Genomic DNA, 12,490 nt, shown 5'->3' with positions numbered 1-12,490 from the left:
CGCTGATGGCGGTGACTTTGTTCCTGCCAAACCATCGGCACGGGACGATTGCGGCGGAACTTTCGGCAATTCCGGCAGTTCTCGTCTCTTGCCCGATTTCGCAATCAGCAAGGAAAACGAATGGCCGACCGTCTCGCGAGAACCTGGGGTGCCAACCTCACCTCCGGTGATGTCGCATATTTTCGCTTGTGGGCGCCCGACGAGCGGGCGGTGCGCCTTGTTCTTGAAGGCGTTTCGCATTCGATGCGTGCGGTTGAAGACGGCTGGTTCGAAGTGTCCGCCGAGGCGCGCGCCGGAGACCGCTACTGGTTCGAACTTGCCGACGCGACCCGCGTTGCGGATCCCGCTTCCTGCGCACAACCGGACGGAGCTTCAGGCCCCTCGATGCTCGTCGACCATTCCGCCTATGGGTGGAAATCCGCCTCGTGGCGCGGCCTGCCGTGGGAGGAAGCGATCATCTCGGAGCTGCATATCGGCTGCTTCACGCCCGAGGGCACGTTTCGAGCGGCGGCCGAACGGCTGCCGCTTCTCGCCGAGGCGGGTATCACCGCCATCGAGATCATGCCCGTTGCCGAATTTCAAGGCGAGCGCGGCTGGGGCTATGACGGCGTTCTGCCCTATGCGCCGCACCATGCCTATGGGACGCCCGACGAGCTCAGGGCTCTGATCGACGCGGCGCACGGCCTCGACATGATGGTCCTGCTCGACGTCGTCTACAATCACTTCGGACCCGAATGCAACAGCCTGCCCCGCTATGCCAGCCGCTTCTTCAACAGCGATCGACCGACGCCATGGGGGGCCTCCATCGCCTTCGAGGAAGCCGCGGTGCGGCGCTTCTTCATTGAGAATGCGCTCTATTGGCTGCATGACTTTCGCTTCGATGGTCTGCGCCTCGATGCGACGGATCAGATACGGGATACCAGCGAGCCGCACTTTCTTGCCGCGCTGGCACGCGAGGCGAGGGAAATCTTCGTCGGTCGCAACATTCATTTGGTCGTCGAGGACGCCGACCGCCGGCGCAATCTCGTGCACCGCAACGATGACGGGTCGATCCCGCTCTTTACCGCCGGCTGGAACGACGATTTCCACCACGGCCTCCATGTCGTCGCAACAGGCGAAGCGAGGGGCTTCTATCGGCCTTTTTCCGAGCGGCCGTGGCAGGCGACGCGCGAGGCCATGACCGAGGGATTCTCCTCGGTCGAAATGCCCAAAGAACCAACCCCCGATCGGCCCAAAGGGCCGGTGCCGCCGCAGGCGCGGGTGAGCTTCCTTCAAAACCACGATCAGATCGGCAATCGCGCCTTCGGCGAGCGCCTTGTCTCTCTTGCAAAGAGCAACCAGTTGCGCGTGATGACGGCGATGCTGATGCTCTCGCCGCAGATTCCGCTCCTCTTCATGGGCGAGGAATATGGCGAAAGCCAACCGTTCCTGTTCTTCGCCGACTATGCGGGCGAGCTCGGCGAGGCCGTTCGCCGGGGGCGGCAGGGCGAAGCCGAGAATTTCGGCGGCATGCCGTCCGGCAAGACGGCCGACGATCTTCCCGATCCGCTTGCTCCTCAAACCTTTGCCGCTTCGAAGCTTCGCTGGGAACGCGCCGAGAGCGGGGCCGGCAGGGCACATCTCGCCTTCATGCGGCAACTCGCCGGTATCCGGCAGCGGCACATCGCCCCCCTGCTCAGGCAATGCAATCTTCCGAGCTACGAAATCCCTCCCGCGCCGGACGGCATTGTCGCCATCGACTGGTCCTTCGGCGGCCCGGTGCTCGAGCTGCGTGCCAATCTTACCACAGGCAAATCAACCGTTCCGCCGATCCATGGCGAGCCTATATTCGGCGGAGAGAACTTCGAGGCGTCTGAACTGCCCGGGCCAGGCATCGTTGCTGCGGTACGGCCTAACTAACTAGCCCAGTGAGCGGAACATGGTCCCGGCCTGTCGGTTAGTCCATTGCAGATGGATATGCTCGGCCTTGAAACACATGTCGACTGAATCGGTCAAAATGGGTCCGGCCCTCTCGGGCGAGCACGCCGAGGCCCCCTCCATTGCGGCGCTGCGCAAGCAGGCCGAAGGCTGCGAACGCTGTGATCTCTACAAGAATGCAACGCAATTGGTGTTCGGCGAGGGACCGGGCAAAGCCCGCGTCGTCCTGGTCGGCGAGCAGCCCGGCGACCGCGAGGATCTGGCAGGGCGGCCGTTCGTCGGGCCGGCCGGGCGGATCCTCGACGAGTGCCTGCATGAGGCAGGCATCGATCGATCAAGCTGTTATCTGACCAACGCCGTCAAGCATTTCAAGTTCGAGCAGCGCGGCAAGCGCCGCCTGCATTCGCGGCCGAATGCGGGCGAGGTCCAGCGCTGCTCCTGGTGGCTCGGCGCCGAGCTCGACAAGCTTCACCCGAAAGTCGTCGTCGCGCTCGGCGCAACGGCGCTTTCGTCGCTGCTGGGGCGCAGAGCCAGGGTGATGAAGAACCGCGGCGACCTGATCCCCACCCCCGCCGGTTACTCGGTTCTCATCACGATCCATCCATCCTACCTTTTGCGGATCCAGGACAAAGAAGACGCCGCGGCGGAACGCGGCCGCTTCGTCAGGGATCTCGCCAAGATCGCGCCGCATGTTGACTGACGGCTCAGGACGGAAGGTCGAGTTCCGGATAGCGGCGGAAGATGCAGGATTCGTTGAAGGGCAATCGCCGGTCAGAGCCTAGGTAGCTCAGAATCCGTGGCCGCGCCGCCACCGCGTCATGCAGCGCGACCAGCGCCGGCACTTGCTCTTCATTTGAACGCATCGCGTGCGGGAACGCGTAGCGCAGCCCCTCGACGACTTGAAACAGCGAAAGATCGACATAGCTCATTTGCCCGCCGACACTATGCGCCGGCCCCTTGGGGTTTTGCGTCAGAACCCGCTCGAAATAGCCGAGATACTTTGGCAGCCGCTCCGACAGGAAGTTCGCGGCGCGCTTCGACGCTTCGGGCTTCTGCTCTTCGTAGTAGAGCGACACGCCGATCGGGTGGTGCGTGTCGTGCACCTCTGCAACGCAGTCGGTGATCGTCAGTTGCAGGCCGTTGGCGACATAGCGTAGTCCCTCGTCCTCCGGCGCCAGCCCCAGCCTCGGGCCGAGGTAGAAAAGGATATTGGCAACGTGCGAGATGAGCCGCTCGCCATCGACCAGAAAGGGCGGGGCGAAGGGAGCGGCAGCGTCTCGGGCATCCTTCATCAGCGTCAGCATTGCCCCTGTTCCGCCCGGCTGGCGCGCCACATCGACATAGTCGGCGCCAGCCTCCTCCAGGGCGAGGCGAACGAATTCGCCGCGGCCGGGGATTCCGTCCCAATAATAGAGTTTGAATACCATGGAGACCCCCTCGCTTGCGGTTCAGCGTTTGGGCTCCCGCCCAAAATCCTTTCGGAGTTCGTCCTTCGCCTTTTCCAGGACGCGCCGCTGTTCGTCGCCCAACCCCGATCCGCCCCGGTTGATATAGAAGGTCAGCATGGACATGGCGGACCGGAAAGCGCCCGATTTGCGCCGGGCGCTCGCTTCAGCCGACCGTTTCAGCGAATGCGCAATCTCCTGCGGATCGTCCGAGGAAAATACACCGGTCTCGATGTCCAGCGCGTTGCTATGCGCCGTCACCTGTTGCGACCATTTCGTCGTCTTTTTGCTACGCTTGCCCATCGAGCCTAACAGGCCGCTTAGCGCAGCCAGACCGGCAATTCGGAAGCCTGCCGAAATTCGCGCGCCCGGTCCTTCCAGCCGAGCTTTTCCCAAGCGAATTGCTGGGCGGCGATCCTTGCCGTTTCCTTCGTGGGGTAAAAATCAGGCAACACATAATCCTTGTCGCCACAGGAGAGCAGCGCTCTGCCGCTCTTCAGATCGAAATGAAGCTCAAGGCATTCCTCTGCATGCATCGGTTCCCTCCCGGACATGATTGTTAAAAACGGCCTTTGCGGGAGGAAGTTCCCGCGCGCCGTAAAAAGAGGGCGCGCACGAATCCGCATTGCTCGCCGTCCGGCATCACACCTGGGGAACAACGGGAGCCGGCCGGAGTTAACAGCGCTTACGGGAGGCGAGCCATGAACAAGCACGGAAAAGCCCGTTCAGCATCGACTGTTGCACGCCCGCTCGATCCGCCGGGTATCGACGAGCCAATTGATGCGTGGAAACGTCACGCGGCACCGTCGCGGGCGACGGTCCGGCAACAGATCACCGACATGCGAGAACGCATTGCCGAGCTCGAGGCCGAGATCGATGCGATCGCGACCGAGGCGCATACCGCCATCGGCACATTGCCCGGCGCCGACCGGATCGAGACGGCAAAGGAGGTGGTCGCCGAGAAGCGGGAGAAAATTCAGAAGCTGAGGACGCAGTTGGAGGAGATCGAAAAGCTGGCTGCGATCTAGACCCATTCCCGCCGAACTGGCATTAGAAGACAAGCATCCAGACCCGCGCCAGAGAGCGAATTCGGGTGGACGAGGTCCTCCCACTCGTCAGCTTTGCGAGGCAGCCAGTCTTTCGCCAGCCGCGGCCGTGCCGCGGGCGGTGGCCGGCGCCGCTCCTCAATCTCCTTCTCAGCGACCGGCTTTCTGAAGACAGGCATCATTCCTGAGGACGGAATTCACTCGCGATCGATGAATTTGAAGAAGCGGCTGACCTTCCCTCCCTCAAGCCGATCCTGGTAGAGGAAGGTCAGCTTGTTCTCGTCGAAGATCTTGAAGAACTCCTCCCAGGAGATTTCCTCAAGCCTTTGCTCCGGCTTGCCGAAGTCGATTCGCAGCAGGCCGCCGTCGGATGCGCCCTTGACGCGCGCCGGGTGGCCGTCGCGGCCTTCAGCCCATTTGCGGATCGTGTCGTGGTCGGTCGTGGTCTTGGAAGCGCTCACCGGAACCTCCTTCAGCTTGGAAAAGCGCCGTCTTCACCGGGCGCCCACTAACCCTAATCAACCGGCAAAAGGATTGTTCCCGCTGGAATCAGGATCGGCTGCGGCCTCGGGCAACGGCCCCGGCGCCATCCTCGCCCTCGCCTTGCTCTCGCTCCCAGCCGAACACGCTGCGCCCGCCAAAGCCGGGCGAATCCCTGAACTCCCCTGCGACGATTTCCTTGAGGTCCGGGCCGGTGACGTAGCGCTCCATCCGGCGCGATTGTTCATCGAGCCGCCTCAAGGCGGCCAGTTCCTCCTCTCGCCCGAGCCGCCCCTTTTGCACCGCCGATTTCATCACATTGATCGTCTCGTCATAGACCCTGAGCGGCACCGGAAAGGGGTGGCGGTCCTTGCCGCCGTGGGCCAGCGAAAAGCGCGCCGGATCGGAAAAGCGGCACGGAGTGCCGTGAACGACCTCTGCGACCATGGCAAGCGCCTTGACGGTGCGCGCCCCAACACCCGGCACGAGAAGCAGTTCCTCGAAATCCTTCGGCCCCCGATCGGCGGCGGCGGCAAGATTGCCGTGCAGGCGTCGCATGTTGACGTCGCTTTCGCGCACATCGTGATGGGTCGGCATGACAAGATGCGGGAGCAGCGGCTGAGCCGGGCCGGTCGGCGCAACACCGCGAGACTCGATCGCCGCCACCTCGCGCACGAGCCCATCGGGACCCAACGCGTTCAGAAGATCGAGCTGGCCTGCCCGCGAACGGGCCGCGCGCCGGTCCGCTAGATTGATGATCTGGCCCTGCCCCCTTCCTTCGATCGCCGCATGCGGCGAGTCGACGAAGCTTTGCAGCCCCTCGGAAAGCCAGTGGTAGCGCCGCGCCTGCCGCCGGTCGCCGTTCATGCCCTGTTGGACGACGACCCACTTCGCATCATCGGTGACGATGAAGCCGTGAAGATAGAGGTCGAAGCCATCCTGAACGGCGGCGCTGTCGACCTTGGCGACGAGGCGGCTCGCTTCCGCAAGCCTCGCGCCGTCGAAACCGATCCGGTCGCCGATTGACACAAGTTCGCCCGGCGTCTTGCGGGAGTGCTGGCCACGGCCACCGCAGACGTGAATGCCAAGCTCGCTCGAAAGCGGCGTGAGACCGCGCTTCAGGGCGCCGATGACGCTGGTGGTGATACCCGAGGAATGCCAGTCCATACCCATGACCGCACCGAAGGACTGGAACCAGAACGGATGGGCGAGCCGGCTCAGGAATTCGTCGCGCCCGTAATGGTGGACGATCGCTTCGGTGATCAGCGTGCCAAGTCGCGTCATCCGGTCGCAGAGCCATTTCGGAACCCGCCCGCCATGCAGCGGTAGATCCGCATTGCCTGCTCGTTGCGCCATCGTCTTCGGTCCTTCGTATTCCGTCCTCGATACCACCCTACATGCTTCGGATGTTCGCGGAAAGTTCTCAATGGCTACGGGACGGGACCGGGACGCGACATTGGCGAGCGTGAGGGATGCGTCTACATACAGCAGGACGACCGAGGAGTTCTATCGATTGCAGTGGGATGACAGCTTCTTTGCACGCGACGCCGTCGCCGTCGCCGCGGACCTGATCGGCGCCGAATTCGCCGTTTCCGGCGTCGGTGGCCTTATCGTCGAAACCGAAGCCTATCTGCCGGACGATGCGGCCTCCCACAGTTTCGCGGGTGCCACCACGCGCAATCGCTCGATGTTCGGTCCGCCGGCGCATGCCTATGTCTATTTGTCCTACGGCCTGCACTGGTGCCTGAATTTCGTCTGCCTGCCCGGCAGCGCCGTGCTGATCCGCGCTCTCGAGCCGCGATGGGGGCTGGAGACGATGCGGGAGAGGCGGGGCGTCTCGCCGGAGAGGTTGCTCTGTTCGGGTCCCGGACGGGTCGGCCAGGCCCTGGCGATCGGCAAGGAGGAGGATGGCCTGCCTCTCAATGGAGAGCCGTTTCGGCTAGGCCGGTCAGGCGGCCGCTGCTCTCTTCCGGCTTCCGCGTCGGGATTTCCAAGGCCGTCGAACAGCCCTGGCGGTTCGGGCTGAAAGACTCGCCGTTCGTCAGCCGCAAGTTTTAGCCTTCACCGCGGCTCGATCTGCTCATAGGTGCATTGGCGCGGATCCTTGTCGGGACGCCAGCGCATCAGTTTCGTGCCATGGCGAAAGCGACGGCTGCTGACGTGGTCGAATCTCACCTCGACGACCAACTCAGGACGGACCGGTTGCCATTCGCCGCTGCGCTCCGTGCTCCAGCGGCTCGGGCCGCCAGGCGCCTTACCGGTGAAGCCGGGCGGCTCCCGCAAAGCCTCGAGCCGACGCGTCAATGCGGGACGTTCCTTGTCGGAAATCGTCGCAGTAAAACCGACGTGGTCGAGAGTGCCGTCCATGTCGTAGAGGCCGAGCAGGAGGGAACCGACCTTGTCGCTGTCGCTCTCGTAACGGAAGCCGCCGACAACACAATCGGCCGTCTTCAGGCGTTTGACCTTCACCATCGCCCGCTCACCGCACTCGTAGCGGCCGTCGCGCCGCTTGGCGACGACCCCATCGGTGGCGCCTGCTTCCCACGAGGCGAGCCATTGCTCCGCCTCCTTGCGATCGAGCGTGAAAGGCGAAAGCTCGAGTTTATCCTGGATGGCGTTCTCGGAGGCAAAGGCTTCGAGTGCCGCTCTCCGGACGGCAAGAGGCTTGTCGGTCAGGACGGCACCCTTCGCGTCGACCAATATGTCGAACAGGACGAGGCGTGCAGGCGTTTGCTGCGAGAGTTTCTGAACGCGGCTTGCCGCCGGATGCAGGCGCATCTGCAGGGCGTCGAAGGAAAGTCGCCCTTCGACTTCGATCACCAGTTCGCCGTCGACGACGAACTGGACGGCGTCCAGGTTGCGCAGCAGCGAGAGAACCTCCGGGAAGAACCGACCGAGAGGCTTGCCGGATTTGGCCCGGAGATCGACCTCCTCGCCGGATTTGAAGGCAAGGCAGCGGAAGCCGTCCCATTTCGGCTCATACTGCCATGCCCCGTCGCTTGGAAGCTCCGCGGCGGAGCGTGCTTCCATCGGCGCCGTGCTGACGGGCAGCGCGAAGCCGCCGCCAGATTCCGCATCGTTCGCCACCTTCGGCTTTCCGGTCAGGCGAGACGATCCAGCGTCCTTGATCGGCTTTCGATGCGCGGGTGACGGCATCCTCCACTCCCTTGGCGGCCCGGACTATTTCAGCTTCACCGCCGGCTCTCTGGCCCAGACACGCAACTTGCCCAGTTCCTTGACGAAGGAGGCGATACTCGCGGCCTCTGTGAGTTCGATCGTTCCCTCGTCGAGAGACTCGGCAATGCCCGCTCTCTGCATGAGAGGCAGCGCGGCTGCGCAGTAGCCGATGAATTTGCAGTGGGCGAAGGCGTCGGCCACGAAGTCACGGGCGGTCGCGACGTCGATCAGATCGTTGACGCCGTCTGCTGAAGGCAGAAGCACCACCGCGTCGTAGAGTACGGAGGGCCCGCCGTCGAGCATCTGGTGGGCTGCAACCCACCTGCCGTCCGAAGCGGTGAAGCCGCCGACTTTCGGGGCGATCAGCTCGAAGGCTGCCTTTTGCTCCGTCACTGCAGCAGTCAAGGCATCGAGCAGCGCGGCATCGGCACCGTCCGTCGCCAGAATTCCGAGCTTGCGACCTTCGAAGCGCTTCGGGCCCCGCTGAATGATGCTCAGCGCCGGCGACGGGTCGAGGTCTTGTCGGGTCGCGACGGCGGCCTCGGCAGGCTTTGGCATCGTCTGCAAGCCGAGGGCATGACCAACCTTCTTGCCAAGTGTCTCGTCTATATTCAGCAGATGGGCGACCATGCGTTCGCGGATCACCGGCATCTCAACCTTGCTCAATTCGAAGGTCAGGGCATCGGCGATATGGCGCTGCTCTGGCGGAGTCTGGCTGATGAAGAACTGGCGGGCTTGACTGTAATGATCCGCGAAGCTCTCCGCTCGAATGCGCAGCTTCGGCCCCTGCTCTTGCGACGCGAAATGGCGAAAGCCTTTCATAGGCGACTCGCGCGGCCCCTCGCCCCAGGAATTCGGCTGGTAGTTTACCCGCCCGACCGGATTGCGCATCGCCATATGGCCATCCTGCTGGAAGTGCTGGAAGGGGCATTTGGGCGCGTTGATCGGCAGATGCGTGAAATTCGGGCTACCGAGCCGCTTCAGCTGCGTGTCCAGATAGGAGAAGTTGCGTCCCTGCAGCAGAGGATCGTCGCTGAAATCGATACCCGGCGGCACGTTCTGCGTCATGAACGCGACCTGTTCGGTCTCGGCGAAGAAATTGTCCGGCATGCGATCGAGTACCAGCCGCCCCACCGCTTTCGTCGGCAGGATCTCCTCCGGAATGATCTTGGTCGGATCGAGAATATCGAAGTCGAAGCTGTCGGCGAAGTCCTGGTCGAAGAGCTGGACATGCAGCTCCCACTCCGGGAAATTGCCGGACTGGATGGCCTGCCAGAGATCGCGGCGGTGGAAGTCGGGATCCGCACCGTTGATCTTCACGGCCTCGTTCCAGGCGACGGACTGGAGCCCGAGCTTCGGCTTCCAGTGGAACTTGACGAAAGTGGACTCATCCTTGGCATTGACGAAGCGGAAGGTGTGAACGCCGAAGCCCTCCATGAAGCGGAACGAACGGGGGATCGCCCGGTCGGACATGACCCACATCACCATGTGCATGCTCTCAGGCGTCAGGCTGATGAAATCCCAGAAATTGTCGTGCGCCGATTGGGCTTGGGGAAACTCCCGATCGGGCTCAGGTTTCACCGAATGAATGACGTCCGGAAACTTGATGGCGTCCTGAATGAAGAAAACCGGGATGTTGTTGCCGACGAGGTCCCAATTGCCCTCCTTGGTGTATATCTTGACCGCGAAACCGCGCACGTCGCGCGCAAGGTCGAAGGACCCCTTGCTGCCGGCCACCGTCGAGAAGCGCACGAAAGCCGGCGTCTGTTCGCCTGCCCGCTGGAACAGGTCCGCCCGCGTATAGGCGGCGAGCGACTCGTAGGTCTCGAAAAAACCATGGGCGCCGTAGCCGCGTGCATGTACCACGCGCTCCGGAATGCGCTCGTGGTCGAAATGAAAGATCTTTTCGCGAAAGTGGAAGTCCTCGATCAATGTCGGGCCGCGCTCGCCGGCCCGCAGGCTGTTCTGGTCGTCGGCCACCGGTCCGCCCTGGGCCGTCGTCAAGACCGGAGTATCCCCTTCGGCAGTCTGGTGAAGTTCCCCGCCGTTTCCGCGGGTCGCTTTCTGGTCATGAATGGTGGCTGGCTTCGCAGTGTTCGGCGCAGAGGGTTTCTTGGCCATTGCAGCACTCCTTGAGCGAGGAAGGAACGGGCACGAAACCTTGGCCGCCGAAGTTGGTTCCCCCCGACGCCGAATTTTCGAAGCTTGGATGGTCCGACGGCGTTGCGACGCGTCAACCGCGATAGGTACCGATGAGCGTGGCTTCTGCGATCCGGTGCTTGCCGGCCTCGGCAAAGGCATGCACTGCGCCGATATCGTCAGGCAGCGAGATGTTGCGGATGTTCAGCGCGGCGAGCTTGAAGTGATAATGATGAACGCCCGTTCCCGCCGGCGGTTGCGGCCCGTCATAGCGGGCGTTGCCGAAGTCATTCCTGATGAACTTGATGGCATGTTCCGGCCCGGTATCGACGGCTTCAGCAAGCTCCGTCCAGCTGCCGGGAATGTTGACGATCGCACAGTGCCGAAACACGCCCCGTACGGCGTCCGGATCTTCGACGATCAATGCGAAGCTCTGCGTTCCGTCGGGTGTACCCGTCCATTTCAGCGGCGGGAAAATGTTCTCGCCGAAGCGCGTATATTTCTTGGGGATCGGCTGGCCTTCGGCGAAGGCTGGGCTCATCAGGCTGAAAGTCATCACCTGTCTCCTTCATGTTGGCACATGGAACGAGCGCGCGACCGGCTTGGATTGTACTCTCAAAGCGGACCGGTGTTGAGGTCGTTGGCGACATTGGGCCGGTGAAAAATCTTCCCGCGGCGGCCGTCATAAAAATTTCGCTTCCGGGACGGAACTTTGCGCACGCGGTTTGTGTTGAAGGAGTGCAAAGTGGGGCGGCGATTGGCTGGCAGCGGCCAACATAAAATTTCCGGAAAACAATCGATGAACGTTCTCTCCGTTACGGCTGAGATTTTCCCCTTGGTGAAGACCGGCGGGCTAGCCGATGTTGCGGGCTCGCTTCCCAAGGCATTGAAATCGCATGGCATTCGTATGCGCACTCTAGTGCCGGGCTATCGGTCCGTCATCGAATCGCTGGACGACGCCACACCCGTTGCGCGCTATGACAGTCTCTTCGGCGAAACCGCCACGCTCCTTGCCGGACGCGCCGCGGGGCTCGAGCTTTTCGTGCTTGATGCGCCGGGGTTCTTCTACAGGTCGGGCGGCCCCTACACCGATGAGCACGGGGTGGACTATCCGGACAACTGGAAGCGCTTCGCCGCCTTTTGCTTCGTCGCCTCGCAAATCGCCGGCGGTCTCGTCCAGCACTGGCGACCGGACATCATTCACGCCCACGACTGGCACGCGGCCTTGAGCCTCGTCTATGTCAAATACAAATCGGAGGTGGAGGTCCCGCGCGTCCTGACCGTCCACAACATGGCTTTCCAGGGACAGTTCCCGGCCCACCTCTTCTCGGAACTCGGCTTGCCGGATGAGGCCTATTCCATCGAGGGCCTCGAATATTATGGCGATCTTGGATACCTCAAGGGCGGCCTGCAGGCTGCGGATGCGATCACCGTGGTCAGCCCTACCTATGCGCGCGAGACCATGTCGCCGACCTTCGGGATGGGTCTCGAGGGGGTGATGAATGCGCGTCACGACGACGTGTTGGGCATTGTCAACGGGATAGACGTCGACGTCTGGGATCCCTCGGCGGATCCCTATATCGAGCATCGCTACTCGGCGAAAACACCTCTCCGGCGACTGCCGAATCGGCAGGCCCTGCTCGATCTTTTCGGGTTGCCGCAGACGCCCGGTCCGGTTTTCGCCAGCATCAACAGGCTGACCTGGCAGAAGGGCATGGATCTTCTGGCGGCCGTCGTCGACGAGATCGTCACCATGGACGGCCGGCTGATCCTGCACGGAAACGGCGATGCGGAAATCGAATACGCTTTCCTCGACGCCGCCCGGCGCTTCCCACGGCACATTGCCGTGAGGCTCGGCTATGAAGAGCGGGTAGCTCATAAAATCCATGCCGGAGCAGACGCCATGCTCGTGCCCTCCCGCTTCGAGCCCTGCGGGTTGACGCAGCTCTATGCGCTCAGATACGGCTGCGTGCCGATCGTGGCGCGGACGGGCGGTCTCTCCGAAACGATTATCGACGCCAATGTCGCCGCCCTGCAGGCGCAGGCCGCCACCGGAATACAATTCTCACCGGTCGACGCGGGCGGATTGCGGCTGGCTCTGCGCCGCGCCCTGAAGCTCTACCGGCATCGGCGAATCTGGGAGGGGCTGCAGCGGCAGGGGATGAAAACGGACAGCTCCTGGCACCGCAGCGCGGCCAGGTATGCGGAGCTCTACGGCGATCTGACCGCGACCGACATGCGCTTGGCCGGTTAGCACAGACCCGGCACAATCACCCGAACCGCCAG

Annotated in this window: 12 protein-coding genes and 1 pseudogene; 5 read left to right on the top strand and 8 right to left on the bottom strand. The window is 62.9% G+C overall.

Annotated features, from left to right (window positions below; translation table 11 throughout):
- Positions 1-120 precede the first annotated feature (120 nt).
- Both treZ and NGR_RS05280 read left to right on the top strand, forming a co-directional pair.
- On the top strand, positions 121-1,899 hold the full coding sequence (treZ, locus tag NGR_RS05285) for a malto-oligosyltrehalose trehalohydrolase (RefSeq protein WP_015887209.1): 1,779 nt from the start codon (positions 121-123) through the stop codon (positions 1,897-1,899).
- 76 nt (positions 1,900-1,975) lie between these two features.
- Positions 1,976-2,617 carry a UdgX family uracil-DNA binding protein gene (locus NGR_RS05280; protein WP_164923890.1) on the top strand — a complete coding sequence of 214 codons (642 nt, stop codon included), beginning with the start codon at positions 1,976-1,978 and terminating at the stop codon, positions 2,615-2,617.
- Positions 2,618-2,621: 4 nt separating this feature from the next.
- Here NGR_RS05280 and NGR_RS05275 read toward each other — a convergent pair whose 3' ends face one another.
- The 3 genes from NGR_RS05275 to NGR_RS05265 are packed head-to-tail and all read right to left on the bottom strand — an operon-like array spanning position 2,622 to position 3,898.
- A complete protein-coding gene (locus NGR_RS05275) occupies positions 2,622-3,344 on the bottom strand; it encodes a glutathione S-transferase family protein (protein WP_015887207.1) in 723 nt (240 codons plus the stop codon).
- Positions 3,345-3,365: 21 nt separating this feature from the next.
- Positions 3,366-3,665, bottom strand: a complete 300-nt coding sequence (locus tag NGR_RS05270) for a DUF3175 domain-containing protein (protein WP_015887206.1) — start codon at positions 3,663-3,665, stop codon at positions 3,366-3,368.
- Between the two features lie 17 nt (positions 3,666-3,682).
- The gene (locus NGR_RS05265; protein ID WP_015887205.1) at positions 3,683-3,898 is read right to left on the bottom strand and encodes a hypothetical protein; all 216 of its coding nucleotides are present in this window, start codon (positions 3,896-3,898) and stop codon (positions 3,683-3,685) included.
- A 165-nt stretch (positions 3,899-4,063) separates the two neighbouring features.
- On the opposite strand from NGR_RS05265, the gene NGR_RS05260 reads away from it, so the two are divergent.
- The gene (locus NGR_RS05260) at positions 4,064-4,390 is read left to right on the top strand and encodes a hypothetical protein (protein ID WP_015887204.1); all 327 of its coding nucleotides are present in this window, start codon (positions 4,064-4,066) and stop codon (positions 4,388-4,390) included.
- Positions 4,391-4,605: 215 nt separating this feature from the next.
- Here the strand turns inward: NGR_RS05260 and NGR_RS05255 are convergent, their stop codons facing one another.
- Positions 4,606-4,869 carry a hypothetical protein gene (locus NGR_RS05255; RefSeq protein ID WP_015887202.1) on the bottom strand — a complete coding sequence of 88 codons (264 nt, stop codon included), beginning with the start codon at positions 4,867-4,869 and terminating at the stop codon, positions 4,606-4,608.
- An 88-nt stretch (positions 4,870-4,957) separates the two neighbouring features.
- Positions 4,958-6,244, bottom strand: a complete 1,287-nt coding sequence (locus NGR_RS05250; RefSeq protein ID WP_015887201.1) for a DUF763 domain-containing protein — start codon at positions 6,242-6,244, stop codon at positions 4,958-4,960.
- 157 nt (positions 6,245-6,401) lie between these two features.
- On the opposite strand from NGR_RS05250, the pseudogene NGR_RS05245 reads away from it, so the two are divergent.
- Positions 6,402-6,946, top strand: a pseudogene (locus NGR_RS05245) (DNA-3-methyladenine glycosylase).
- Positions 6,947-6,949: 3 nt separating this feature from the next.
- Here the strand turns inward: NGR_RS05245 and NGR_RS05240 are convergent.
- From NGR_RS05240 to NGR_RS05230, 3 genes are all read right to left on the bottom strand, one after another.
- Positions 6,950-8,044, bottom strand: coding sequence for an ATP-dependent DNA ligase (locus NGR_RS05240; protein WP_015887199.1), 1,095 nt, complete (start codon positions 8,042-8,044; stop codon positions 6,950-6,952).
- Between the two features lie 24 nt (positions 8,045-8,068).
- A complete protein-coding gene (locus NGR_RS05235; RefSeq protein WP_015887198.1) occupies positions 8,069-10,186 on the bottom strand; it encodes a catalase in 2,118 nt (705 codons plus the stop codon).
- A gap of 112 nt (positions 10,187-10,298) precedes the next feature.
- On the bottom strand, positions 10,299-10,760 hold the full coding sequence (locus NGR_RS05230) for a YbhB/YbcL family Raf kinase inhibitor-like protein (RefSeq protein WP_015887197.1): 462 nt from the start codon (positions 10,758-10,760) through the stop codon (positions 10,299-10,301).
- A 243-nt stretch (positions 10,761-11,003) separates the two neighbouring features.
- Here NGR_RS05230 and glgA point away from each other — a divergent pair, with 243 nt between their 5' ends.
- The gene (glgA, locus tag NGR_RS05225) at positions 11,004-12,458 is read left to right on the top strand and encodes a glycogen synthase GlgA (protein ID WP_164923889.1); all 1,455 of its coding nucleotides are present in this window, start codon (positions 11,004-11,006) and stop codon (positions 12,456-12,458) included.
- Positions 12,459-12,490 lie beyond the last annotated feature (32 nt).

The organism is Sinorhizobium fredii NGR234, from assembly GCF_000018545.1.
In the GTDB taxonomy this organism is placed as follows: domain Bacteria; phylum Pseudomonadota; class Alphaproteobacteria; order Rhizobiales; family Rhizobiaceae; genus Sinorhizobium; species Sinorhizobium fredii_A.
Note: the sequence above shows the minus strand (reverse complement) of the source record. Positions and strands in the feature narration are given on the sequence as shown.

Bases quoted from the DNA above. Each gene is read 5' to 3' on its own strand.
- NGR_RS05265 (WP_015887205.1), bottom strand. From the start codon at position 3,898: ATGCATGCAGAGGAATGCCTTGAGCTTCATTTCGATCTGAAGAGCGGC.
- NGR_RS05240 (WP_015887199.1), bottom strand. From the start codon at position 8,044: ATGCCGTCACCCGCGCATCGAAAGCCGATCAAGGACGCTGGATCGTCT.
- NGR_RS05230 (WP_015887197.1), bottom strand. From the start codon at position 10,760: ATGACTTTCAGCCTGATGAGCCCAGCCTTCGCCGAAGGCCAGCCGATC.
- glgA (WP_164923889.1), top strand. From the start codon at position 11,004: ATGAACGTTCTCTCCGTTACGGCTGAGATTTTCCCCTTGGTGAAGACC.
- treZ (WP_015887209.1), top strand. From the start codon at position 121: ATGGCCGACCGTCTCGCGAGAACCTGGGGTGCCAACCTCACCTCCGGT.
- NGR_RS05260 (WP_015887204.1), top strand. From the start codon at position 4,064: ATGAACAAGCACGGAAAAGCCCGTTCAGCATCGACTGTTGCACGCCCG.
- NGR_RS05250 (WP_015887201.1), bottom strand. From the start codon at position 6,244: ATGGCGCAACGAGCAGGCAATGCGGATCTACCGCTGCATGGCGGGCGG.
- NGR_RS05275 (WP_015887207.1), bottom strand. From the start codon at position 3,344: ATGGTATTCAAACTCTATTATTGGGACGGAATCCCCGGCCGCGGCGAA.
- NGR_RS05280 (WP_164923890.1), top strand. From the start codon at position 1,976: ATGTCGACTGAATCGGTCAAAATGGGTCCGGCCCTCTCGGGCGAGCAC.
- NGR_RS05235 (WP_015887198.1), bottom strand. From the start codon at position 10,186: ATGGCCAAGAAACCCTCTGCGCCGAACACTGCGAAGCCAGCCACCATT.
- NGR_RS05270 (WP_015887206.1), bottom strand. From the start codon at position 3,665: ATGGGCAAGCGTAGCAAAAAGACGACGAAATGGTCGCAACAGGTGACG.